We start from the raw sequence: 22,473 nt of genomic DNA on the forward strand, positions 1-22,473 counted from the left end.
CACCTGGCGGCGCTGTGGCCGGCTCACGCCGGAGCGCTCACAGCCGGGGCACGATCAGCTCGGTGGCCGCCTCCAGGCCGTACAGCGACTCGGCGGACGCGGCCGGGTGCTGGGCGTGCAGCGCCACCCTGAACAGCAGCGCGCGCAGCAGCACCTGTGGCCAGCCCTCCAGGTGCGACCAGGCGCTGAGCAGCCTCGGGTCCGCGTTCCCCCAGGCCAGCGCGTCGACCACGACCACGGCGGCGGCCCATTCCACCGGCCGCCAGAACGGCACCAGGTCGAGCACGGCCGGCGGCTTGTTGCCGTCGAAGAGCACGGTGCCGAACAGGTCGGCGTGCACCACCTGGGCGGGCAGCCGGACCTTGCGGCGGTACCCGGCGAGCTCGGCGAACAGCACGCCGCCCGACTCCGGGTTCAAAGTGATCGTCCGTTCCCCCCAGGCGGCCGCGTCGGCGCGGGCGACCAGGTCGTCCCGGTCGTCCAGCAGCCGGGGCCGGCGGACCGACGCGGTCGCGGCGTGCAGCCGCATGGCGGCGTCCACCAGGTCGTCGTACCTGGGCTCCGGGGCGCCGCTGAGGTACTGGCAGGCCGACCAGCCGGCCACCACCCAACGCCCGTCCGAGGCGCGCACCGGCCGGGCGATCCGCAACCCGTCCGCCCGTAGCGTCTCCAGCACCCGCGCCGACCACGCGGCCAGCGCGTTGTCCTGCACCGGACGGATCACCACGTCGCCGCACCGCCAGGCGCACAGCCCGCCGAACCGCACCGGCCGGACCGGCACGTCACGGACCCCGAAGGCGTTGCGCACGTGCCGAGGCAGCTCATCGCCCCACTCGAGCGCCGCATCGGAGGCCTCGGCCCTGGGGCTGGGCACCGCGTCGTACGCCGAACCACTGGCACGATCCGTCACCGATGTCACAGATCGGCACGGTACCTCCGGATCACCCCAGCTCCCGGCTACGCCACGCCGATCGGTATCTGTAATAACGCACGGTAGCCGTTCGCGCCCCGCATCCCGCCCGGCCCACCGCACGACCGGCGGAAACCTCCCCACTCGGGCCAGCCAGCCGCTACCTTCGGCCCATGTCGACACCGCCGCCCCCCGGCCAGGGGCCAGAACCACCCGCCCCGGACCTGGACGAGCAGCGCCCGACGGACCAGGCAACACCGGCCGGCTCCCCACCCCCCGACCAGCCCTCGTCCGAAAACGGCCAGCCCTCCCCCGAACACCAGCCGTCCGACAGCGACCCGCTGCACGAACCGGACCCCCCAACCGAACGCCTGCAGATCGCACCCGAACCACCGACCGAACGAATCCCGACCGGACGCCTCCTGTCCGAACCCGAGCCGTCCGAGCCGTCCGAGCCCTCGGGCCTCGCCGAGCCCGGTTCCTCGGAACCGCCCGGCCCGCCCGAACCCGGTTCCGCGGAACCGTTCGCCGCCGTCGAACCCGGTTCGGCGGAACCGCTTGACACCCACGAACCCGGTTCCGCGGAACCGCCAGCCGCCATCGAACTCGGCCTCACGGAACCGCCCGACGCGGCCGCGCCCGGTTCCGCGGAACCGCGTGACACCGCCGAACCCGGCTCCCCAGAAGCGCTTGACGCCGCCGGACCCGGTTCCGCGGAACCGCTCAGCGCCATCGAACCGGGTTCCCCGGAACCGCTGAGCACCGTCGGACTCGGCTCCGCGGAACCGCCCGGCCCCGCCGAGCCCGGTTCCGCGGAACCGCTCACCGCCGCCGAGCCCGACCCCACGGAACCCCCCGAGCCCGCCGAACCCGGTTCCGCGGAACCGCCCGAGCGGCCGTCGTCCGAGCCCGACGCCTCACCGTGGCAACGCCCACCCGACGGCGACCAGGCTCCGCACGCCCGACCACCGGAAGCCGACCAGCCACCGGGGCACCCTCCGCCCGGCTCTCCACCGGCTCCGGACCACCCGCAACCGCCCGGCCACCCGCCACCCCCAGGACACCCACAGGCACCAGGAATCCCACAGACACCGGGTTACCCGGGCCCACCGCCCTACCCGCCGCCGGGTTCACCGCCCGCGCAGAGCTTCCCGCCGCCGGGCTTCCCACCGCCCGGCTATCCCCCGCCCCCGGGCCACCCGCACCCGCCCGGACACCCGCAGCAAGCCAACCCACCTCAGGGCTACCCGCCTCAGGTCTATCCACCGCCGCCCGGCTACCCGGCCGCCCAGGGCTACCCCGGCCCCGCCTACCCCGGCCCCGGCTACCCGATGGGCGGCGGCCACCCGGGCGGCGGGATCCCGGTGCCGCCGAACGACCCCCTGGTGCCGGCCGACCTGCGCGGCTGGTTCAACCGGATCGGCGGCGTCCTGCGGCGCAGCCTGCCGCAGCTGCTGGTCCTGCAGGCGGTCGCGGCGGTGGTGAGTGCGGTGGTCGGGGTGGTGCGGAGTCTGGTCACGCCGGCAGGGGCGCAGGTCGGCACCGGGTTCGGCGGCATGTTCGGCATGGTGGTGCGGGCCGACGCGCCCGGCGGGCTGATCGCGGTCAGCCTGATCGGCGTGCTGGTCATGCTCGCGGTCAGCGCGTTCATCCAGGGCGCCTCGGTGTTCGTGGTCGTCCGGGACGCGGCGGGGCGCCGCACCAGTGCGCCGGACGCGATGCGGCTGGTCATGTCGAAGGCGCCGGCGCTCGTCGGGTGGGGCGTGCTGGCCGGCGCCCTGATCGGGTTCGGGATGTTCGCGCTGGTGCTGCCGGGGCTCTACCTGATGGTCGTGTTCGGCTCGTCGCTGCTGGGGGTGCTGGTGGTGGAGCGCGGCACCATGGGGCGCTGTTTCGTGCTGGTGCACGGGCGGTTCCTGCCGACGGCGGCGCGGCTGGCGATCGTCATCGCCGTGGTGTTCGCCTACGGCTGGGTGACGATGCTCATCGCGGCGGTGCTGGGCGGCGGGCCGACCTCGGTGGGCACGGCGATCCTGCGCGCGATCCTGCTCATCCCGGTCGGCGTGGCGGTCACGGCGGTCGGCGTGGTCAGCTACGCCGAGCTGCGGTTCTACGAGAACCGGTCGGTCTCCACCCCGTGGCTGGCGTCGCAGATGTCGCTGTGACGCGCGGGCGCCGGCGTTCGTGGCGAACGCCGGCGCCCGGGGATGCGCCGTCAGTAGGTCGGCAGCGAAGGGTCGACCTGGTTCGCCCAGGCCAGCACGCCGCCGCCGACGTGCACCGCGTCGGAGAAGCCGGCCTTGTGCAGCGCGGCCAGCGCCTCCGCCGAGCGGCCGCCGGACTTGCAGTGCAGCACCACCGGCCGGTCCTGCGGGATCTCGGCCAGCGCCTCGCCGGACAGGATGCGGTCCTTGGGGATGAGCACCGCGCCGGGGATCTTGACGATCTCGTACTCGTGCGGCTCGCGGACGTCGATGAGCGCGAAGTCCTTACCGGCGTCCATCATGTCCTTGAGCTCGGTGGCCGTGATGGTGTGGCCGGCGGCGGCGTCCTGGGCGTCCTCGGACACCACGCCGCAGAACGCGTCGTAGTCGATCAGTTCGGTGATCTTGACCGACTCCGGGTCCTTGCGGATCTTGATGGTGCGGTAGCTCATCTCCAGGGCGTCGTAGACCATCAGCCGGCCCAGCAGCGGCTCGCCGATGCCGGTGATCAGCTTGATCGCCTCGTTCACCATGATCGAGCCGATGGACGCGCACAGCACGCCGAGCACCCCGCCCTCGGCGCAGGAGGGCACCATCCCGGGGGGCGGCGGCTCGGGGTAGAGGTCGCGGTAGTTCAGGCCGAGCCCGTTCGGCGCGTCCTCCCAGAACACCGAGGCCTGGCCCTCGAACCGGAAGATCGAGCCCCACACGTACGGCTTGCCCAGCAGCACGGCGGCGTCGTTGACCAGGTACCGGGTGGCGAAGTTGTCGGTGCCGTCCAGGATCAGGTCGTAGTCGCGGAAGATGTCCAGCGCGTTCGAGGAGTCCAGCCGCGTCTGGTGCAGCCGCACCTCGACGAACGGGTTCGTCTCGAGGATCGAGTTGCGCGCCGACTCCGCCTTGGACCTGCCGATGTCGGACTGGCCGTGGATGACCTGGCGCTGCAGGTTCGACTCGTCCACCACGTCGAAGTCGACGATGCCCAGCGTGCCCACCCCGGCGGCGGCCAGGTAGAGCAGCGCGGGCGACCCCAGCCCACCGGCGCCGATCACCAGCACCTTGGCGTTCTTCAGCCGCTTCTGCCCGTCCATCCCGACGTCCGGAATGATCAGGTGGCGGCTGTACCGGGCGACCTCGTCCTTGGTCAGCTCGGCTGCCGGCTCCACGAGCGGCGGTAGCGACATGTCGTCTCGCTCCTTAGGGTCTGTTTCGGCGGCTCAACCGTGCAACGCCGCGTACCCGGCCTATCTTCCCACCCCGGGCCTACCACCGTCCGGCTTCGACCGCGCGCCACATGCCCAGCACCGCCCGCGCGACGGTCACCGGCCGCTCGATCTGCGGGATGTGGCCCACCTCTGGCAGCGCCAGCAGCCGCCCGCGTGGCAGCGCGGACGCCGTGCGGGCGGCCAGCCGGGGCGCCATCAACCGGTCCCGGCCGCCCCAGACCACCAGCGTCGGCGCCGTCACCCCGGCGGCCACCGACCACAGCGACCGGCCGAGGAACCAGCCCCGCAGCATGCCCATGCTGGTGCCCCAGAGCGCCTCGCCCGCCCACGCCTGCTCCGCCCGCTCGGCGACCTCCGCCACCGCCTCGGCGATGCGGTGGTCGGGCACCGAGGACGGGTCGCCGAAGCACAGCCGCATCATCTGCTCGACCCGCTCCCTCGGCGTGACCTCGGCCAGCCGCGCGGCGACCCGGGCCCGCAGCCCCGGGACCGCGGCCAGCAGGATCCGGGGGTCGGACAGCCGGCGCGGGTCGGGGCGCCGGTCGGGCATCGCGGGCGCGAGCAGGGTCAGGCTGCGCACCAGCTCGGGCCGCCGGGCCGCCACCCGCAGCGCGATCGCGCCGCCCAGCGAGTTGCCCAGCAGGTGCACCGGCCGCCCATGGCCGGCCAGGAAGCAGAGCACCGCGTCGGCGTGCGCGGCCAGGCTGTACAGCCCGGACGCCAGCGGGCGTGACCTGCCGAAACCGGGCAGGTCCAGCGCCATGCCGGGGGCGTGCGGGGCCAGCTGCGCGGCCAGGTCCGTCCAGTTCGTGCCCGACCCGGACAGCCCGTGCAGGTACACCGCGGGCGCCTGGTCGTCCGGCCCCGGCGTCAGCCGCACGTGCAGGGTGACGCCACCGGAGCTGATCTCCTGACCTGGCCACGGTCGCTGGCCGAGGTCGAGCGGGGGCAGCTCGCCGGGGTCGGCCAGCGGCGCCGGGGCCGCGCGGGACGGGGAACCGGCGGCGGGAGCCGGTCGCGGCGTGGGTAGGGCGGGAGCAGCGGGCGTGGCGGATGCGGCGGCGGGCGCGGGGCCGGCGCCCGCCGGAGACGGGAGGACCATGACACCAGGATGCGGGACGCGCGCCCGTTCTCCCAACCCCCGCCGGACGGTTCCCGGTCACCGCCCGGTCGGCTGCGCGTCACCCGGAAGTCACCACGTGACCCGGAAGTCACCGGCCATTCTTGTTTCTCGCCGGTAGGGTGGGGCGCGATGACCGATATCGCGCGGCCGCCCACAGCCACCGCTGTGCAACGCGGTGTACGCCTGTCCCGGGACGCCCGCCGCGCCCAGCTGCTCGGCGCGGCCCGCGACGTCTTCGCCGCGCAGGGCTACCACGCCGCCGCCATGGACGACATCGCGGACCGGGCCGGGGTCAGCAAGCCCGTGCTCTATCAGCATTTTCCCAGCAAGCTGGAGCTGTACCGGGCGCTGCTGACCACCTACGCCGAGGAGCTCGTGGGCCGGCTGCGGCACGCCATCGAGCAGACCACCAACAACGAGCAGCGGATCCGGGCCGCCGTGTCCGCCTACTTCGACTTCGTCGCCGGCGAGGGCCGGTCGTACCGGTTGGTGTTCGCCTCCGACCTGCGCAGCGAGCCGGAGGCGGCCGCCGTGGTGGACCAGGCGCTGACCGACTGCATCAACGTGGTCACCGACGCGGTCACCACCGATGCCGGGCTGGACCGCGAGCGCGCGCGGCTGCTCGCCGTCGGGCTGGTCGGACTCAGCCAGGTCACCGCGCAGTACTGGCTGGACTCCGGCCGGGCGGTGCCGCAGGCCGAGGCGGTCGAGCTGATGTCCCGGCTGGCCTGGCGCGGGATAGCGCACTTCCCGATGGTGCACGACTGAAGCTCGCGTCCGGCGGCGAGAGCACGTTCGCACCCGCCGCCGGCCGACGCCCGAAACCCCGTCAGACCAGGAACGCGCGGCGCCAGAGCACCTCGCTCGGGCCGCCGATCATGCCCTGCTCGCGCAGGAACGGCACCAGCTTGCGCGCGGTCCAGCGCAGCGAGTCCCGGTGGTGCGGGTTGGCCCTGGCCACCGCGCGGGCCTGCTTCGGGTCCAGCCCGACGCTGCGGTAGACGTCCGGGTGGATCAGGTTGGTGGCGATGCGGTGCGCCATGACCGCGGTCAGCCAGCGGCCCACCGCCCGCTGCAACCGGTTCGCCTTCGGCACCAGCCGGGCCAGCTCCTCGCGGGCGTACCTGACGTGCCGGGCCTCCTCGGTGACGTGGATCTTGCTGACCATCCGGGTCAGCGGCTGCACGGTCTCGTCGCGCATGCCCTCCCGCTGCAGCTGGTCGGTGATCTCCTCGGCGACCAGGGTGCCGGCGAACATGGCCGGTCCGCTGACCACCGTCTTGCACAGCCGGCCGAGCTGCTGGGTCATCCAGGTCGGCTCGTAGTCCGGCACGCCGTAGCGCTCGGTCATCTTGGCGAACATGATCGAGTGCCGGCACTCGTCGGCGATCTCGGTGAGCGCGTACTGGATGTGTTGGCTGCGGGGGTCGCGGTCGTAGGAGTAGCGCAGCAGCATCTGCATCAGGATGATCTCGAACCACAGCCCGACCCTGGCGACGCTGCACACCTCGTGGATGGACAGCGTGACCTTCTGCTCCTCGGTCAGCGTGTCCCACAGCTCGGTGCCGTACAGCGAGACCCGGTGCGCCGGCATCCCGTAGGCGCCGTCGACCAGCGGGGCCTCCCAGTCGATCTCCAGGTTGGGCTCGTAGGAGTGCTCCAGCGAGCTGCGCAGCAGCCGGCGCGCGGTGGCCTCCCTGGCCTCGCGCGTGCTCTTCTTGCCGCTCTGCGTAGGGGCGCTCATAACGGCTCCGCTCCTTCCGGTGACGCTTTCGCCGGCGGAAACTTGACGTTACCGCCGGTAACTGTTACCAAGGGTAACGTGAAACGAGACGCTGTCAACCCCTCCCGGCGGAGCGGCCGGGCCGAGCGCTGGGCCGGGCACCGCGAGCAGCGCCGAACCGAGCTGGTCGAGGCCGCGATCGAGGCCATCCGCGAGCGCGGCGCCGGCGTCTCGGTGGCGGCCATCGCCGCGCAGGCCGGCGTCACCAAGCCGGTGCTGTACCGGCACTTCACCGACCGCGCCGACCTGCAGCGGGCGGTCAGCGAGCGGGCCGCGCGGATGCTGCTGGACCGGCTGCTGCCCGAGCTGGCCACCGAGCGCGACCCGATCGAACGGATCCGGGCGATCGTGGACGCCTTCCTCGCGGGCATCGAGGACGAGCCGGAGCTGTGGCGGTTCGTGGTGCACAACCCGGGCGGCGAGCACGAGGCCAGCGCCGACGTGGTGGCGCACAACCTGGCGCTGATCGCCGGGATGATCACCTCCGGCCTGGTGGAGGAGCTGCGGGCGCGCGGGCGCGACGCGGGCGGCGCGGAGGCGTGGGCCTACGGCATCGCGGGCATGGTCTACACGGCCGGCGACTGGTGGCTGCAGCGGCGCACCATGACCCGCGACGCGCTGACCGACTACCTCACCCAGCTGATCTGGGGCGGCCTGTCCGGGGTGCTGGGGACGGCGGCGCCGGCCCAGAAGGACGAGGACGGCCGGCCGCTGCGGCTGGTCGCCGGCGAGCAGGAGGGATGACCGAGATGGACGACGATGACTACGCGGGCCCCGCGACCGTGCGGCTGGACGAGCGCGAGCTGCCGGTCAAGGTCCGCCTGATCGCGGTGAACGAGCCGATCGACGGGCGGATCCACTGGTCCGGCCGGATCGAGGCGGACGCGGCGCTGGACGAGCTGCTCGGCGGCTCCAGCTCGGACATGGAGCTGGTCACCGCCGGCGGGCGGGCCGAGGGCAAGATCGGCGAGCCCGACCCGTGGGGCCGCTACCGGGTCACCGGCGTGGGCCCGCCCCCGTTCGAGATGGACCCGCCGCCGGAGGACTAGGCCTAGCTCCCGACCGCGAACCCGACCTTGCGCGAGTCCGCCGGCCCGATCTCCACGTACGACACCCGCGCGGCCGGGAGCACGAACCGCCGGCCCTTGTCGTCGACCAGGCTGAGCAGCCCGGTCGGGTTCTTCAGCGCGTCGTTCACCAGCGCCTCGACCTCGTCGGGTGTCTGCGCGCTGGACACCACGAGCTCGCGCGGGCTCTCCGCGACGCCGATCTTGACCTCCACGCCAAACCTCCAGGCCGAAACGCACTGTCGACAACCAAGTTCGACGGCCAGGCTAGCCGAGCCCGGCGCGCACGGCCGTGGCGGACCTCCGGGTTCGCCCAGAGCGCAACCCTCGGCTCAGGACAGCCCGAGCGCGCCCATCCGCTTGCCGTGGCGCGACTGCAGCTTCTTGAACAGCACCGAGATGCCGGCCAGGTCGCCGAAGCCGCGCACGAAGAACTCGGCCAGCTCGTCGCGCTCGGCCACCGCATGCTGCGCCTGCGTGATCGCCTCGCCGAGCAGGCGGCGGCCCCACAGCGCCAGCCGGTCGCGGGTCTGCCGACTGTGCGCGATCGCGGCGGCCACCTCGCGCTCGGCGAACGCGCTGTGCCCGGTGTCGGCGAGCACCTGGCGGACCAGCGAGCTGGTGGGCTCGGGCAGGATGCCGGCCACCTCGCGGTAGAAGTCGGCCGCCAGCCCGTCGCCGACATAGGCCTTGACCAGCGACTCCAGCCAGTTGTGCGGCGCGGTCAGCCGGTGGTACTCGTCCAGCACCGGCACGAACGGGAGCATCGCGTCGGCCACCGGGGCGTCCAGGCCGGCGAGGTGCTCCTCCAGCAGCCGGAAGTGTCCCATCTCGGCGGCGGCCATCGCCGCCAGCGCGGCCCGCCCGTCCAGCGTGGGCGCCGTCCTGGCGTCCTCGGCCAGCCGGTCGAACGCGGACAGCTCGCCGTACGCGAGCGCCCCCAACAGGTCGATCACCGCCGTCCGACTCACCGCGACACCTACGCCCGTCTCCTCGGTCACCCGACCGCCTGAAATCTGAGCCGTACCCTCGGAAGTCACGCTCTGGTCAGCCACATCGCGAGCGTAGTGCCGCGGAAGCGAGGTCGTCCTGCCCGTCTTCGGCGGCACTAGCCGATCCGCGAGGCGCGTCACGCTGCGGGCCCCACGGACCGACCGCTATGATGAGGCGCAACGCAGCGCCGTTATATCCGGCGCGCGTCCGGCGGAAGCCCGAAATTCCGGCCACAGTCCGGACAGTGCGGGCCCGCGACGACTGTGCGCGTGCAGCGCCTCGCCGTCTCTCCCGCCCGACCGAAACCGGCGGCGGTCGACGAGATGCGCAACGGCCCTCCGCGCGCTGGAGAGAGGCGATTGCTCTGACCGTGAACACCCATACCACCGATCCAACCCCCGACAACTCCACAGAAGGCGAACCGGACGCGGAACCGTTGCATGCCGGCGCACCCGTCCGGCCCGACTCCCCCACCTTCACCGAGCTCGGCGTGCGTCCCGAGATCGTCCGCGCGCTCGCCGACGTCGGCATCGAGCGCACCTTCGCCATCCAGGAGCTGACCCTGCCGCTGGCGCTGGCCGGCGAGGACGTCATCGGCCAGGCCCGCACCGGCACCGGCAAGACGCTGGGCTTCGGCGTGCCGCTGCTGCAGCGGCTCACGCCCGGTGACGGCGACCACGACGTGCCCCAGGCGCTGGTCGTGGTGCCGACCCGGGAGCTGTGCGTGCAGGTCGCGCGCGACCTCGCGGACGCCGGCAAGCACCTGGGCGCCCGGGTCACCGCCATCTACGGTGGCCGGCCCTACGAGCCGCAGATCGCCGAGCTGCGCAAGGGCGTGGACATCGTGGTCGGCACCCCCGGCCGGCTGCTGGACCTGGCCGAACAGCGCCACCTGGTGCTCGGCCGGGTGAACGCGCTGGTGCTGGACGAGGCCGACGAGATGCTCGACCTGGGCTTCCTGCCCGACGTGGAGCGGATCCTGCGGATGCTGCCCGAGCAGCGCCAGACCATGCTGTTCTCGGCCACCATGCCCGGCCCGATCATCACCCTGTCCCGGACGTTCCTCACCCGCCCGACGCACATCAGGGCCGAGGAGAACGACGCCAGCGCCATCCACGAGCGCACCCGCCAGGTGGTCTACCGGGCGCACGCGCTGGACAAGGTGGAGCTGCTGGCCAGGGCGCTGCAGGCCGGCGACCGTGGCCTGACCATGATCTTCACCCGGACCAAGCGCACCGCCCAGCGCGTCTCCGACGACCTCGGCGAGCGCGGGTTCGCGGTGGCCGCCGTGCACGGTGACCTGGGCCAGGGCGCGCGCGAGCAGGCGCTGCGCGCGTTCCGCTCGGAGAAGGTGGACGTGCTGGTCGCCACCGACGTGGCCGCTCGGGGCATCGACGTCACCGGCGTCACGCACGTGGTCAACTACCAGTGCCCCGAGGACGCCAAGACCTACATCCACCGCATCGGCCGCACCGGGCGGGCCGGCCGCGAGGGCGTGGCCGTCACGCTGGTGGACTGGGACGAGATCCCCCGCTGGAAGCTGATCAGCGAGGAGCTCGGCCTCGACATCGACGAGCCGGTGGAGACCTACTCCACCTCCGAGCACCTGTTCGCCGACCTGGAGATCCCGACCGACGCCACCGGACGGCTGCCGCACTCGAAGCGCACCAGGGCCGGGCTGGACGCCGAGCACCTGGAGGACGACGGCCGCCGCCCGCGCCGGGGCAGGAACCGCGACCGGGGCCACGGCGGCCGGGACCGCCGTTCCTCCGGCCGGAGCGCCGACGCGCAACGCGGCACCGAGCGCGGCGGCACCGAGGAGGACCAGGGGCCCACGTCTGCCCGCCCGCGCCGGGAGCGGCGCCGCCGCCGCGCCGGGGTCGTGGTGGCCGGGGGCGACTCCGCCGAGGCGGGCACCTCGACCGAGTCCGGGCAGCGGGCGGACGCCGAGCTGTCCGACGCCGCGCACGCCGGCGCCGCCACCGGCTCCGACCGGCGGCCCAGGCGCCGGCGTCGCCGCCGCACCTCCAGCACGCCGGACGCCGCCGCAAGCTAGAAGCGGCCGCACGCGGAAAGGACCCGCCCAACCGTGCTTCAGGCGGAACGTCGCCGCCGGGGTGACCTGGTGGCAGCCGCCGCGGTGGTGGCCGTCGTGGTGCTCGGGATCGTGCTGGTCGTGCTGACCAGCCCGGCCGCGCACACCGAGTCGGTGACCGCCGTGCCCCCACTGACCGCCGTACCCGCCGCACCGCCCGACGTGCCCGCCACCCTGACCGAGGCGTGGCGGGCACCCAGCGCGGCCAGCGACACCCCGCTCGCCTTCGGGCCCGCGGTGGTGACCGCCGACGGCTCCACGGTGACCGGCCACGACCCGCTGACCGGCGAGAGCCGCTGGCACTACCGCCGCGACCTGCCGCTGTGCACGCTGGGCAGCAACGCCGGGATGGCGCTCGCGGTCTACCGCAACGGCGAGTTCTGCAGCGAGGTCACCGCCCTGATGCCGGACACCGGCGCCAGGGGCCCGCAGCGCAACTCCGACGTGGTCCCCGGCACCCGCCTGATCAGCGACGGCTACCTGGTGACCGCCACCGGCCCGTACCACCTGGAGACCTGGCGCTCCGACCTGGTCAAGACGCTGGACTACGGCATGGTGCGCGCCCCCAGCGAGCCGAAGACCCAGCCCCGCCCGAACTGCCTGCACACCTCCACCGCGATCACGTCATGGCGGCTGGCCGTGCTGGAGCGCTGCCCGCGCGAGGCCGGCGACCGGCTGACCCTGCTGCGCCCCGGCAACAACGAGTCCGAGAAGCCCGACCAGGAGTTCAGCGTGGTGCTCCCGGCCAGCGGGACGCGGGTGGTCGCGGTCTCCCCGGACCGGGCGGCGGTGCTGCTGCCCAACCCGACCCGGCTGAGCGTGCGCGGCGCCGACGGCTCCGAGGTGGCCAGCTACCCGCTGGACGTGCCCGCCGAGGACCTGGCCGGCGACCCGCCCGGCGCCCTCACCCCGACCAGGGCCGTGCCCGGCGCCATCCTCTGGTGGACCGGCTCGCGCACGGTCGCCCTGGACCCGATCGACCTGCACCCGGTGTGGACGCTGCCCGGCACGCTCGGCCCGGGTGGCGCGATGTCCGAACGCCCGCTGATCCCCACCCCGGCCGGCCTCGCGGTGGTCAACCCGGCCGACGGCGCCGTGCAACGGACCATCCCGGTCGACCGCGGCGACTACCGAGGCCCGGTCACCCTGACCGCGCTCGGCCCGATCCTCCTGGAACAGCGCGGGCCCACCCTGGTCGCCCTCCGCTGAAAAATCTTGTCGCCGGGATGTCGAGACCGGCGTGGCGGCTCCGTCCCAGGCTCGGATGCGGCCGAGAGGGCCGCACGAACCGGAAGGACCAGCCATGCGCAAGCTCATCGTCCAGCAGTGGGTGACGGTCGACGCCATCGTCGCGGAGGAGGACGGCGGCCTCAGCTTCGTGTCGGGGGAACCCTTCGACGACGAGGTCACCGACGACCCGTTCCAGAACGGCATGATGAGTTTCATCGACTCGGTCGACACGATGATCCTCGGCGCGAACTCCTACACCCAGTTCAAGGACTACTGGCCCTACGCCGAGGAACAGGGCGAGTGGGGCCGCAAGCTCAACAACCTCACCAAGTTCGTCGCCTCGTCGACGCTCGGCGACGCCCCCTGGGGCGACTTCCCCGCCGCCACCGTGACGCGCGACCCGGCCGCCACCATCAAGGGGCTCAAGGAGCAGAGCGGCAAGGACATCGTGCTGTGGGGCAGCCTGACGCTCATGCGCTCCCTGCTGGACGCCGGCGTCGTCGACGAGGTCCGGATGCTGGTCTGCCCGGCGACACGCGGCAGCGGAACGCGCCTGTTCGCCGATCGCCACGACCTGAAGCTGGTCGAGGCCACCGGGTTCGACAACGGCCTGGCGCTGCTGCGGTACGAGATCACGAAGTAGGCGGTACTCAGTTCCACCAGTAGACGCCGACCAGCACCGCCACCAGCAGCAGCACCGCGATGGCGGCCAGGGTGCCGGTGCGGTCGGCGCGCCGGTCCGCGACCCGCTGCAGCGCCACCGCGACGGCGGCCGCCGCGAGGTGCCCGGCCAGCACCGGCGCTCCGGGCCCCGGCTGGCCGTGCGCGGCGGCCAGCGCCCAGATGACCACCAACGCGACGGCGAGCGCGACCACGCCGGCGGTGAGCGCGCCGCCCACCACCCGCACGGGGTCCCTCACGGCGCGAGCAGCGCCCACGGCTCACGGTCCGGCGCGGCGGCCTGGCCCTGCGGGCAGTGCCGGCGGAAGTCGCAGTACGAGCAGCCCGGCGAGGTGCGCGGCGGGAACAGCGCCTCGGGGTCGCCGCCGGCGGCCAGCGTGTCGGTGGCCAGCGCGGCGTCGTCGGCGGCCTCCTCCATCCTGGTCAGGTGCCGCTGCAGGGACGGCTCGGTGTGCTCCCAGGCGGCCACCTCGCCGCTGGGCAGGTGGTGCAGCTCCACCCGGCGGCAGTGCCGGCGCAGGGTGCGGCGCACGGCGAGGGCGTACAGCGCGAGCGCCGGCGAGGAGCGGGCGTCGTCCACGGTCAGCGGGTTCCGGCCGGTCTTGTAGTCGATCACGACCAGCTCGTCACCGCGCCGGTCGATGCGGTCCACCCGGCCCTCGGCGACGATCCGGCCGGTCGGCACCGACACCCAGCGCTCCACCCCGACCGGCTCGTCGGTCACGTCCAGCTCGGCCACATAGTCCGCGACCCAGCCGCGCGCCCGCTCCCGGTACGTGGCGGCCTGCTCGTCGTCCCGGAAGCCCTCGCCGTTCCAGTTCCGGTCCACCAGCCGGGCGCCCGCCTCCGGGGTGCGTCGTGGCGGGTCCAGGTCGAACAGCGCGCGCAGCGCGTTGTGCACGACAGCGCCGAGCGTGCTGTGCGCCCACGCGCCGCCCCGGGACGGCGGCGGGCGGTCAAGATAGGTCATCCGGTACCGGCGCGGACAGTCCAGCCAGGTGGCCAGCCGAGATGGGGTGATCTTGAACAGCCTGCGGGGCATCCCGTCCAGGCTCATCTGCCCGCCGCTTGTAGTGGCCACCTCACTACCGTATCCCCCACCCCCGACAGCCTCACCCGAGCACAGGAACACCGCTGGCCAGCGCGGCCAGCCGCTCGAACACCTCCGGGTCGGTGGTCTCCACGCCGATCGGGGTGGTCTTGTTCGCGCCGTGGTAGTCGCTCGACCCGGTGGCCAGCAGGCCCAGCTCGGCCGCCAGCCCGCGCAGCAGTGCCCGGTCGGCCGGGGCGTGGTCCGGGTGGTCCACCTCCACGCCGGCCAGCCCCGCCCCGGCCAGCTCCGCGATCACCGACGGCTCCACCACCCGGCCCCGGCGGCGGGCGAACGGGTGGGCGAACACGCACACCCCGCCGGCGGCGGTGACCATCTCGATGGCGTCCTCGACGGGGGTGTCCTCACGCGGGATGTAGTACCGGCTGTTGTTGTTGAGCAGGCTGGCGAACGCCTCGCCCACGCTGCCCACCACGCCCTGCTCCACCAGCGCCCTGGCCAGGTGCGGGCGCCCGGCCGGCAGGTCCGGCGGGAGCCGCTCGAAGAACGTCTCGGGGTCGACGGGGAACCCGTCGGCGGCCATCCGCGCCACCATCCGCACCAGCCGCTGCCGGCGTTCCCCGCGCAGCCGGGCCTGCTCCGCGACCACCGCCGGGTGCTCGGCGTCGAACAGGTACGCCAGCAGGTGCACCGAGACCCAGCCGCCCCGCCCGTCCTCGCTCACGCAGGACAGCTCGGCGCCGCGCACCAGCGCCAGCCCGTCGGGGCGGGCCTTCGCGGCGTCCGCCCAGCCGGCCGTGGTGTCGTGGTCGGTCAGCGCTACCACGTCCAGCCCGGCGGCGGCCGCGATCCGCACCAGCTCAGCGGGGTCGTCGGTGCCGTCGGACGCGTTGGAGTGGGTGTGCAGGTCGATCCGCAAGCGGTGGCCTACCGTCGCCTGGGCTTGGCCAGCAGGTGCGAGCGGGTCTGCTTCTTGTCACCGAAGATGAGCTCGGCGAGGGCCTCGTAGATCTCCTCGGGCCGGGGCATGAAGTCGATCTCGTTCAGCGCCTGGATCTGGCCGGCGGACTCGACGACCATCTTGCCGTAGCCCATCATCCGGCCGGTCAGGCTGCGCTCGAAGGTGAGGTCGGTGACCTTGCCCAGCGGCATCATGCCGATGTTGTGGGTGATGATGCCCTTGGAGATCATCACCCGCTTGTCGGTGATGACGATCCGCTCCACCCACCACAGCGCCACGATGATGGTCAGGCGCACCACCGCGACCAACCCCGCGTACCAGGTCAGGTTGTCCAGCACCAGGCTGGACGGCGCATAGGTGTCGATCGCGACCAGCGCGCCCAGCACGAGCGCCGTCGAGGTCATGTGACCGAGCAGCACCGACCAGTGTTGGCGCACCCTGATGACCCGACGCTCGGTCGGGAGGATGTACTCGTCGATCTCTCTGGGTGCAAGCACTGTCGTCTACCCCCAGCAACGAGTCTAGAACACCCCGCCGATGAAGGTGATGATCGATTGACCCACGTCTCGGAGGCCGGCCAGCACGCCGTTCACGGTGCCGCTGGCGTTCCCCGGCTGGGAGATGATCCAGAACAGCACGAATATGACCACGAGAAAACCCACGAGCTTCTTGAGATTCACCGTGACCCACCATCCAACTACGCGCGGCCCGCCTGGCCCTGTCGGATCTTGTTGTACAGCACAAGCGGGCCGGATGTGAACCCGACAGGCGGGCGTACGCCAATGGAGTGAGAAAGAAGAATAGGTGACCATGGGTGAAGAGACCATCGCTTGTGTCGGAGCGGTCGTGCACGACCGTTCCGGCCGCCTGCTGCTGATCCGCCGAGGGCAGCCGCCGGGCCAGGGGCTCTGGTCGCTTCCCGGCGGCCGGGTGGAGCCCGGCGAGTCCGATCACCAGGCGGTTGTCCGCGAGATCGAGGAGGAGACCGGCCTGCGGGTGCGGCCCGGCCGGCTGCTCGGCACGGTGCGCCGCCCGGCGCCGTCCGGGGCGACCTACGTGATCGCCGACTACGCCTGCGAGCTGGTCGGCCCCGACCGCCCGACCGGCGGCAGCGACGCCGACGAAGCTCGATGGGTGGATGAGGCCGACTACTACACGTTGCCGCTCGTGGCCGGCCTGACCGAGGCGCTGATCGACTGGGGCGCGCTCCCGGCGCGATAAAGCTGGTCATGAACGCAGACACGTTCGGGTGTAATGAGCCGGTGACGGATCGGGTGTGGTCGATCGGCGAGGCGGCCGAGCTGTTGGGCGTGGCGACCTCGACGCTGCGGTGGTGGGAACGGCGGGGCCTGGTGGACCCGGTGCGCCATGGCTCCGGCCAGCGCCGCTACACCTGGCCGGAGCTGCGCCGCCTGGCCATGATCCAGATGTGGCAGGAGACCGGCCTGATGAGCCTCGACGACATCGCCGTGCTGCTCGCCGGCCAGACCGCGAACGGCGACTGGCGCCAGACCGTCCGCCACCGGCTGGCCGCGTTCACCGAGCAGATCGCCAAGCTCACCGCCGCCAAGAGCTACCTCGACCACACCCTGGAATGCCCCCGCGACCACCCCGCCGTGGACTGCCCCTGGCTGCGCGAACAGGTCGACGAGCGGCTCACCGGCCGCCTGGCCGGCGAGGCCGGCCGGTAACGCCTAGACCAGCCGCACCCGGTAGTGGCGCAGCCAGAACGCGATCTGAAGCAGCGAGGCGAGCGTGTCGCTGGCGCGCCACCAGCCGGCGGGCTCGGCGCGCCCCCGCACCAGCGCGCGCACCGCGGCCCGGTCGATGAGCGGGTCCAGCGGCGAGTTCGGGTCGGCCAGCTCGGCGGACATCAGCTCGGCCAGCGCCGCGCGGTAGCCGGGGTGGTGCGTCACCGGGAACGAGGTCTTGCGGCGGTTCAGCACCGCGGCGGGCAGCAGGTCGGAGACGGCGGCGCGCAGCAGGCCCTTGTTCCGCCCGTCCAGTGTCTTGAGCGCCCACGGCACGTTCCAGGCGTACTCCAGCAGCCGGTGGTCGCAGAACGGCACCCGCACCTCCAGGCCCGAGCGCATGCTCATCCGGTCCTTGAAGTCGAGCAGCATGGTCAGCCACCGGGTCAGCGTCAGGTGGAACATCTCCCGGATGCGGGCGTCGGCGGCCGGCTCGCCGTCCAGCCTGGGCACCTCGGCGAGCGCGGTGGCGTACCCGTCGGCGAGGTACTCGCGCGGGCGCAGCCGTTCCAGCAGGCCGGGGTCGAGCACGGGCCGGTAGCCGTCCAGCGCCACCGCCCACGGGAACGTCGCCCCGTCCAGCAGCTCGGACAGGTGGAACCAGGCGTACCCGCCGAACACCTCGTCCGCCGCCTCGCCGGACAGCGCCACCGTCACCGCCCCCTTCACCTCGCGGAACAGCAGGTACTGGGCGGCGTTGATGTCCGCAAGGCCGGGCAGGTCGCGGGCGGTCACCACCTCGGACTGCGCGGCCAGCACGTCCTCGGTGCGCAGCACGATCTCGGTGTGCTTGCTGCCGATGTGCGCGGCGGCGGTGCGGGCGAACGGCGCGTCCTGCTCGGGCCGGTTGGCGTCCGGACGGAAGTGCTCGTCGTTGCCGGCGAAGTCGATCGAGTAGCTCGCAACGGTGCCGACGGTGCCACTCGCGGCCGAGGCCAGCGCGGTGACAGCGCTGGAGTCGAGCCCGCCGGACAGCAACGTCCCCACCGGGACGTCGGCCACCAGCTGGCGCTCGACGGTGTCGGCCAGCAGTTCGCGCACGGTGGCCGCCGTGGTCTCCGGGTCGTCGTCGTGCGGTGCGCTGTGCAGCCGCCAGTAGCACGACTCGCGCACGCCCCGGCGGTCGATCACGGCCAGGTGGCCGGGGCGCAGGGCGCGGATGCCCCGGAACACGGCGTGGCCCGGCGTCTGGGTCAGGCACAGCAGCTCGGCCAGCCCGCCGGCGTCCACCTCGGGCTCGACCAGTGGGTGCGCCAGCAGCGCCTTCTGCTCGGAGCCGAACACGACGCCGCCGTCGTAGCCGCGGTAGTAGAGCGGCTTGACGCCGAGCCGGTCCCTGGCCAGCAGCAGGCGCCCGGCCGCCGGGTCCCACACCGCGAACGAGAACATGCCGTTGAGCCTGGGCAGGCAGTCCTCGCCCCACTCCAGGTAGGCGCGCAGCAGCACCTCGGTGTCCGAACGCGTGCGGAACCGGTGCCCCCGGCCCTGGAGCTCGGACCGCAGCTCGCCGAAGTTGTAGATCTCGCCGGCGAACGTGATCACGCACTCGTCCTGGCCGGGGCGCGCGGCGGCCATCGGCTGGGCCCCGCCGGCCAGGTCGATCACGGCCAGCCGCCGGTGCCCGAGCACCGCCCGCCGCGACACCCACACGTCGCCGGCGTCCGGCCCCCTCGGCACCAGGGTCCGCGTCATCGCCGCCACCGTCTCCGCCTCGCCGCGAAGATCACGTTCCCAGTCCGCCCATCCGGCGATGCCGCACATCCGCGTCGCCCCTTTCCGCTCGATCGATCACTGTCGCGTCCAGGGTTCAACTTGAAGTCGACTTCAAGTCAAGCGGCGGGAAACCCGGCTGCGCGGGCGGCCCGGACCCCGCTACGGTCCCTGCCCGATGCCCGACTTCCGCCCCGGACTGGACCTCGCGCGCGACTTCTACCGTGAGGTGGTGCGCGAGCTCGTCGAGGTCCCGCACGCGGCGGCGCTGCTCGGCGAGGGGTCGGAGGTGCTCGGCTACGACCAGCCCCGCTCCACCGACCACGGCTGGGGTCCCCGGCTGCTGGTCTTCGTCTCCGAGCGGCACGTGCGGGCGGTCACGGACGCGGTGGAGAGCGGCCTGCCGGAGCGGTTCGCGGGCTGGCCGGTGCGGTTCTTCGACTCCGAAACCGGCACGGTGCGCCACCACGTCGGGGTCGGCACGCTGGGCTCGTGGCTGCTCGGCCAGCTCGGCGTGAGCCCGGGCGCTGTGTTGCCGACGTCGCTGCCGGTGTCGTGGTGGCTGGCCGTCCCGCAGCAGCACCTGCTCCAGGTCACCGCCGGTGAGGTGTTCACCGACGAGATCGGCGAGCTGACCGGGGTCCGCGACGCGCTCGCGCACTACCCGCGCGACGTCTGGCTGTGGCTAATGGCCAGCCAGTGGCACCTGATCGGCAACGCCGAACCGCTGGTCGGGCGGTGCGCCGAGGCGGGCGACGAGCGCGGCGGCCGGCTGGTCGCGACCCGGCTGGTCCGGCTGCTGGCCGAGCAGTGCTTCCTGCAGGAACGGCGGTACTGGCCGTACCCGAAGTGGTTCGGCACCGCGTTCGGGCGGCTGCCGTGCGCGGACCGGATCGGGCCGCTGCTGGACGAGCTGCTCGACGCGCGCGAGCCGGCCGCGCGGGAGCGGGCACTGGTGGCCGCGCTGGAGACGGTCGCCGGCCGGCACAACGAGCTGGGCGTGACGCCGCCGGTCGACCCGGCGTGCGGGCCGTTCGACGTCAACATCGCCGGCGCGGTGCGCCCGTACCGGGTGCTCAACGCCGGCCGGTTCGTCACCGCCTGCCGCGACGCCGTCTCCGACCGGGCGCTGCGCGAGCTGGTCACCGTCGGCGGCATCGACCAGCTCACCCACGCCGACGACGCGCTGGTCAACTTCACCCCGTGGCCCGGTCGGCTCCGGTCCGTCTACCAGGGTCTGTTGAGCGGGACCTGACGCCCTCCAGCGTGAGCTGCAGGTGGCGGCGCCAGTCGGCGTTGCCGGCCGGTGCGAAGTACATGGTGGACATCACGCCCCTGGCGAGCGTCGGGAAGTCGGCCATGGTGAGGTCGGCACGGACCGCGCCGGCGGCCACGGCGCGCTCGATGATGCGGGTGACGACCTCGGCGAACTCGGCCTTCTCCCGTTCCAGCCCGCCCCAGTCCAGCTCGCCCGAGCCCGAGCCCATCAGGGCGAGCTGGAACGCGGCGTCGCCGTCGGCGGCCTCCAGGTAGCCACGCAGGATGGCCTCGAAGGCCTCGCCGGGGTCGTCGATCCGCTCGGCGGCGCGGCCCAGCTCCGCCATCCCCCGGAAGCGCTCCCGGACCATCGCGGTGAGCAGCGCCTGCTTGTTCGGGAAGTGCCGGTACAGGGTGCCCATGCCCAGGCCGGCGTGCGCGGCGATGTCGTCCATCTGCGCCTCCCGCCCCCGGCGCGCGAACAGCTCGCCGGCGGCGGCCATGATCCGCTCCCGGTTGCGGCGGGCGTCGGCGCGCAGCGGGCGTTCGGTCTGGGCCATCGCCGCGGCTCAGGTGGTCGGCACCGGCCGGCCCGGTTGCTCGCCGCCGCGCGCGTCACCGTACGAGCGCTTGGGCACCATCACCTTGCGCCGGAACGTGCACACCACCGTGCCGTCCTGCTTGTAGCCCCTGCTCTCCACGTAGACGATGCCCCTGTCGTCCTTGGACTTCGACTCGGTCTTGTCCAGCACCTCGGTCTCGGCGTAGATGGTGTCGCCGTGGAACGTCGGCTTGGTGTGGCGCAGCGACTCGATCTCCAGGTTCGCGATCGCCTTGCCCGACACGTCCGGCACCGACATGCCCAGCACCAGCGAGTACACGTAGTTGCCAACCACCACGTTGCGCTTGAACTCGGTCGTCTCCTCGGCGTAGTTCGCGTCCAGGTGCAGCGGGTGGTGGTTCATGGTCAGCAGGCAGAACAGGTGGTCGTCGTACTCGGTGACCGTCTTGCCCGGCCAGTGCTTGTACACCGCACCGACCTCGAACTCCTCGTAGTAGCGCCCAAACTGCACGTCACACGCCTCCTTCGGCCGCTCTCAGCCTCTGCGGGGTACCCTAGGCGGGCGAACCGTCCGGGAGCTGCTCGGCAGGTCGATATCACTGAGGTGATGTGGCACAGGGGAGGTGGGGCCATGGACGCTGCGCCAGGTTGCAGTACCAGCCGGGTCCCCACCGCGGGGTTCGGCTGACGAACTTCGCACGGCCGGGGGCCTAGGGAAATCCCACCCGTCGCCCGGAGCCTCCCGCGCTCCGGCCCCCTGACCGGAGGTCGCCGTGCCCAGCCTGCCCTCGATCCGCCCCCGGGGCGCCCGGATGAAGCTCACCGGCCGCTCGAACGGCGTCGTGCAGCCACGGATCCCCATCCCGCTGTCCGCCTACGTGGTGGACTGCGCGGTCTACGTCGACGGACGTCGCCTTCCCGGCCGATGGAGCCACGAGCGGGCGGTGCGCGAGGTGCGCGGGCGCGACGACGCGTTCGTCTGGATCGGGCTGCACGAGCCGGACGACGAGCAGATCAACGGCATCGCGGAGGCGTTCGGCCTGCACGAGCTGGCCGTCGAGGACGCCGTGCACGCGCACAACCGCCCCAAGCTGGACCGCTACGACGACATGCTGTTCGCCGTGCTCAAGACCGTCTGTTACGTCGGGCACGCGGAGCCCACCACGGCCGCCGAGCTGGTGGAGACCGGCGAGGTCATGGCGTTCGTGGGCCGCGACTTCGTGGTCACCGTGCGCCACGGCAACCACTCCGGGCTGCACGACGTGCGGCTGCGGCTGGAGGCGGACCCGGAGCAGCTCGCGCTCGGCCCGGCCGCCGTGCTGCACGCGCTGGCCGACCACGTGGTGGACAGCTACCTGGAGGTCACCGACGCCATCGAGGCGGACATCGACACCATGGAGAGCGAGGTGTTCGCGCCGCGCTCGGTGGTCGGCGCCGAGCAGATCTACGTGATGAAGCGCGAGGTGCTGGAGCTGCGCCGCGCGGTGATGCCGCTCGGGCAGCCGCTGCGCCGCCTCGCCGAGGGCTACAGCTCGCTGATCCCGCACGAGGTGCGCTCCTACTTCCGCGACGTCGACGACCACCTGTCGAGCGTGGCCGAGCGGGTGACCGGGTTCGACGAGCTGCTCACCACGCTGGTCGACGCGGTGCTCGCCAAGATCACGCTGCAGCAGAACAACGACATGCGCAAGATCACCGCGTACGCCGCCATCATCTCGGTGCCGACGATGATCGCCGGGATCTACGGCATGAACTTCGACTACATGCCGGAGACCAAGTGGGAGTACGGCTACCCGGCGGTGGTGCTGCTGATCGTGGTCCTCTGTGGGCTGCTGTACCGGACGTTTCGCCGCAACAAGTGGCTTTAGG

Annotated in this window: 25 protein-coding genes; 11 read left to right on the forward strand and 14 right to left on the reverse strand. The window is 72.9% G+C overall.

Going from position 1 to position 22,473, the window contains the following annotated elements; all coding sequences use genetic code 11:
• Positions 1-37: 37 nt before the first annotated feature.
• Positions 38-919 (reverse strand): TIGR02569 family protein, encoded by an 882-nt coding sequence (locus N912_RS0118725; RefSeq protein ID WP_281176282.1) that lies wholly within the window; start codon positions 917-919, stop codon positions 38-40.
• A 1,322-nt stretch (positions 920-2,241) separates the two neighbouring features.
• On the opposite strand from N912_RS0118725, the gene N912_RS0118730 reads away from it, so the two are divergent.
• Positions 2,242-3,075, forward strand: a complete 834-nt coding sequence (locus N912_RS0118730) for a hypothetical protein (protein WP_028923615.1) — start codon at positions 2,242-2,244, stop codon at positions 3,073-3,075.
• A gap of 50 nt (positions 3,076-3,125) precedes the next feature.
• Here N912_RS0118730 and moeZ read toward each other — a convergent pair whose 3' ends face one another.
• Together moeZ and N912_RS0118740 are read right to left on the reverse strand one after the other, a co-directional pair.
• Entirely contained in the window at positions 3,126-4,298 is a 1,173-nt protein-coding gene (gene moeZ, locus N912_RS0118735) for an adenylyltransferase/sulfurtransferase MoeZ (protein ID WP_028923616.1), read from the reverse strand.
• 79 nt (positions 4,299-4,377) lie between these two features.
• Positions 4,378-5,442 carry an alpha/beta hydrolase gene (locus N912_RS0118740; protein WP_084210996.1) on the reverse strand — a complete coding sequence of 355 codons (1,065 nt, stop codon included), beginning with the start codon at positions 5,440-5,442 and terminating at the stop codon, positions 4,378-4,380.
• Between the two features lie 150 nt (positions 5,443-5,592).
• On the opposite strand from N912_RS0118740, the gene N912_RS0118745 reads away from it, so the two are divergent.
• A complete protein-coding gene (locus N912_RS0118745) occupies positions 5,593-6,231 on the forward strand; it encodes a TetR/AcrR family transcriptional regulator (RefSeq protein ID WP_028923618.1) in 639 nt (212 codons plus the stop codon).
• 61 nt (positions 6,232-6,292) lie between these two features.
• Here N912_RS0118745 and N912_RS0118750 read toward each other — a convergent pair whose 3' ends face one another.
• Positions 6,293-7,207, reverse strand: coding sequence for an AurF N-oxygenase family protein (locus N912_RS0118750; RefSeq protein WP_028923619.1), 915 nt, complete (start codon positions 7,205-7,207; stop codon positions 6,293-6,295).
• A 78-nt stretch (positions 7,208-7,285) separates the two neighbouring features.
• Between N912_RS0118750 and N912_RS0118755 the strand changes: the two genes are divergently transcribed.
• Together N912_RS0118755 and N912_RS0118760 are read left to right on the forward strand one after the other, a co-directional pair.
• Positions 7,286-7,990, forward strand: coding sequence for a TetR/AcrR family transcriptional regulator (locus N912_RS0118755; RefSeq protein WP_051580405.1), 705 nt, complete (start codon positions 7,286-7,288; stop codon positions 7,988-7,990).
• The gene (locus N912_RS0118760) at positions 7,987-8,295 is read left to right on the forward strand and encodes a DUF4873 domain-containing protein (RefSeq protein WP_028923621.1); all 309 of its coding nucleotides are present in this window, start codon (positions 7,987-7,989) and stop codon (positions 8,293-8,295) included. The genes N912_RS0118755 and N912_RS0118760 overlap by 4 nt, the downstream gene beginning before the upstream one ends.
• Positions 8,296-8,297: 2 nt before the next feature.
• On the opposite strand, the gene N912_RS0118765 is transcribed toward N912_RS0118760, so the two are convergent.
• Together N912_RS0118765 and N912_RS0118770 are read right to left on the reverse strand one after the other, a co-directional pair.
• Entirely contained in the window at positions 8,298-8,528 is a 231-nt protein-coding gene (locus N912_RS0118765) for a DUF3107 domain-containing protein (RefSeq protein ID WP_028923622.1), read from the reverse strand.
• A 117-nt stretch (positions 8,529-8,645) separates the two neighbouring features.
• Entirely contained in the window at positions 8,646-9,284 is a 639-nt protein-coding gene (locus tag N912_RS0118770; RefSeq protein WP_028923623.1) for a ferritin-like fold-containing protein, read from the reverse strand.
• Between the two features lie 392 nt (positions 9,285-9,676).
• On the opposite strand from N912_RS0118770, the gene N912_RS0118775 reads away from it, so the two are divergent.
• From N912_RS0118775 to N912_RS0118785, 3 genes are all read left to right on the forward strand, one after another.
• On the forward strand, positions 9,677-11,362 hold the full coding sequence (locus tag N912_RS0118775) for a DEAD/DEAH box helicase (RefSeq protein WP_051580406.1): 1,686 nt from the start codon (positions 9,677-9,679) through the stop codon (positions 11,360-11,362).
• 33 nt (positions 11,363-11,395) lie between these two features.
• A complete protein-coding gene (locus N912_RS0118780; RefSeq protein ID WP_483826444.1) occupies positions 11,396-12,610 on the forward strand; it encodes an Rv3212 family protein in 1,215 nt (404 codons plus the stop codon).
• Positions 12,611-12,704: 94 nt separating this feature from the next.
• Positions 12,705-13,274 (forward strand): dihydrofolate reductase family protein, encoded by a 570-nt coding sequence (locus tag N912_RS0118785; protein WP_028923626.1) that lies wholly within the window; start codon positions 12,705-12,707, stop codon positions 13,272-13,274.
• A gap of 7 nt (positions 13,275-13,281) precedes the next feature.
• On the opposite strand, the gene N912_RS52945 is transcribed toward N912_RS0118785, so the two are convergent.
• Genes N912_RS52945 through N912_RS64535 form a run of 5 tightly spaced genes read right to left on the reverse strand, consistent with a single transcriptional unit; the run spans position 13,282 to position 16,004 of the window.
• Positions 13,282-13,551, reverse strand: a complete 270-nt coding sequence (locus tag N912_RS52945) for a hypothetical protein (RefSeq protein ID WP_051580407.1) — start codon at positions 13,549-13,551, stop codon at positions 13,282-13,284.
• Positions 13,548-14,369, reverse strand: a complete 822-nt coding sequence (locus tag N912_RS0118795; RefSeq protein ID WP_028923627.1) for a RecB family exonuclease — start codon at positions 14,367-14,369, stop codon at positions 13,548-13,550. Before N912_RS0118795 ends, N912_RS52945 begins: the two co-directional genes overlap by 4 nt.
• Positions 14,370-14,424: 55 nt before the next feature.
• The gene (locus tag N912_RS0118800; protein ID WP_028923628.1) at positions 14,425-15,282 is read right to left on the reverse strand and encodes a PHP domain-containing protein; all 858 of its coding nucleotides are present in this window, start codon (positions 15,280-15,282) and stop codon (positions 14,425-14,427) included.
• An 8-nt stretch (positions 15,283-15,290) separates the two neighbouring features.
• A complete protein-coding gene (locus N912_RS0118805) occupies positions 15,291-15,821 on the reverse strand; it encodes a PH domain-containing protein (protein ID WP_028923629.1) in 531 nt (176 codons plus the stop codon).
• Positions 15,822-15,845: 24 nt separating this feature from the next.
• Positions 15,846-16,004: a hypothetical protein gene (locus N912_RS64535; RefSeq protein ID WP_169747905.1), complete on the reverse strand. Its 159-nt coding sequence runs from the start codon at positions 16,002-16,004 to the stop codon at positions 15,846-15,848.
• Between the two features lie 130 nt (positions 16,005-16,134).
• Here N912_RS64535 and N912_RS0118815 point away from each other — a divergent pair, with 130 nt between their 5' ends.
• Positions 16,135-16,545 (forward strand): NUDIX domain-containing protein, encoded by a 411-nt coding sequence (locus N912_RS0118815; protein ID WP_037065338.1) that lies wholly within the window; start codon positions 16,135-16,137, stop codon positions 16,543-16,545.
• Between the two features lie 41 nt (positions 16,546-16,586).
• Positions 16,587-17,015, forward strand: a complete 429-nt coding sequence (locus N912_RS52950; RefSeq protein WP_037065339.1) for a MerR family transcriptional regulator — start codon at positions 16,587-16,589, stop codon at positions 17,013-17,015.
• A gap of 3 nt (positions 17,016-17,018) precedes the next feature.
• On the opposite strand, the gene asnB is transcribed toward N912_RS52950, so the two are convergent.
• Complete coding sequence (gene asnB, locus N912_RS0118825; RefSeq protein ID WP_028923631.1) at positions 17,019-18,836, reverse strand: asparagine synthase (glutamine-hydrolyzing); 1,818 nt, start codon at positions 18,834-18,836, stop codon at positions 17,019-17,021.
• Positions 18,837-18,963: 127 nt separating this feature from the next.
• On the opposite strand from asnB, the gene N912_RS52955 reads away from it, so the two are divergent.
• The gene (locus N912_RS52955) at positions 18,964-20,040 is read left to right on the forward strand and encodes a DUF4037 domain-containing protein (protein WP_037065341.1); all 1,077 of its coding nucleotides are present in this window, start codon (positions 18,964-18,966) and stop codon (positions 20,038-20,040) included.
• Here N912_RS52955 and N912_RS52960 read toward each other — a convergent pair.
• Both N912_RS52960 and N912_RS0118840 read right to left on the reverse strand, forming a co-directional pair.
• Positions 19,982-20,602, reverse strand: coding sequence for a TetR/AcrR family transcriptional regulator (locus tag N912_RS52960; protein WP_051580409.1), 621 nt, complete (start codon positions 20,600-20,602; stop codon positions 19,982-19,984). The genes N912_RS52955 and N912_RS52960 overlap by 59 nt on opposite strands.
• Positions 20,603-20,611: 9 nt before the next feature.
• On the reverse strand, positions 20,612-21,115 hold the full coding sequence (locus N912_RS0118840; RefSeq protein WP_028923632.1) for a MaoC family dehydratase: 504 nt from the start codon (positions 21,113-21,115) through the stop codon (positions 20,612-20,614).
• Between the two features lie 262 nt (positions 21,116-21,377).
• On the opposite strand from N912_RS0118840, the gene corA reads away from it, so the two are divergent.
• The gene (corA, locus tag N912_RS0118845) at positions 21,378-22,472 is read left to right on the forward strand and encodes a magnesium/cobalt transporter CorA (RefSeq protein ID WP_028923633.1); all 1,095 of its coding nucleotides are present in this window, start codon (positions 21,378-21,380) and stop codon (positions 22,470-22,472) included.
• Position 22,473: the final 1 nt, after the last annotated feature.

The organism is Actinospineispora acaciae DSM 45401 (assembly GCF_000620785.1).
Taxonomy (GTDB): domain Bacteria; phylum Actinomycetota; class Actinomycetes; order Mycobacteriales; family Pseudonocardiaceae; genus Pseudonocardia; species Pseudonocardia acaciae.

Excerpts from the sequence above, each read along its gene's own strand:
- N912_RS0118730 (WP_028923615.1), top strand. The coding sequence starts at position 2,242 with ATGGGCGGCGGCCACCCGGGCGGCGGGATCCCGGTGCCGCCGAACGAC.
- moeZ (WP_028923616.1), bottom strand. The coding sequence starts at position 4,298 with ATGTCGCTACCGCCGCTCGTGGAGCCGGCAGCCGAGCTGACCAAGGAC.
- N912_RS0118740 (WP_084210996.1), bottom strand. The coding sequence starts at position 5,442 with ATGGTCCTCCCGTCTCCGGCGGGCGCCGGCCCCGCGCCCGCCGCCGCA.
- N912_RS0118745 (WP_028923618.1), top strand. The coding sequence starts at position 5,593 with ATGACCGATATCGCGCGGCCGCCCACAGCCACCGCTGTGCAACGCGGT.
- N912_RS0118750 (WP_028923619.1), bottom strand. The coding sequence starts at position 7,207 with ATGAGCGCCCCTACGCAGAGCGGCAAGAAGAGCACGCGCGAGGCCAGG.
- N912_RS0118760 (WP_028923621.1), top strand. The coding sequence starts at position 7,987 with ATGACCGAGATGGACGACGATGACTACGCGGGCCCCGCGACCGTGCGG.
- N912_RS0118785 (WP_028923626.1), top strand. The coding sequence starts at position 12,705 with ATGCGCAAGCTCATCGTCCAGCAGTGGGTGACGGTCGACGCCATCGTC.
- N912_RS0118795 (WP_028923627.1), bottom strand. The coding sequence starts at position 14,369 with ATGAGCCTGGACGGGATGCCCCGCAGGCTGTTCAAGATCACCCCATCT.
- N912_RS0118815 (WP_037065338.1), top strand. The coding sequence starts at position 16,135 with ATGGGTGAAGAGACCATCGCTTGTGTCGGAGCGGTCGTGCACGACCGT.
- asnB (WP_028923631.1), bottom strand. The coding sequence starts at position 18,836 with ATGTGCGGCATCGCCGGATGGGCGGACTGGGAACGTGATCTTCGCGGC.
- N912_RS52955 (WP_037065341.1), top strand. The coding sequence starts at position 18,964 with ATGCCCGACTTCCGCCCCGGACTGGACCTCGCGCGCGACTTCTACCGT.
- N912_RS52960 (WP_051580409.1), bottom strand. The coding sequence starts at position 20,602 with ATGGCCCAGACCGAACGCCCGCTGCGCGCCGACGCCCGCCGCAACCGG.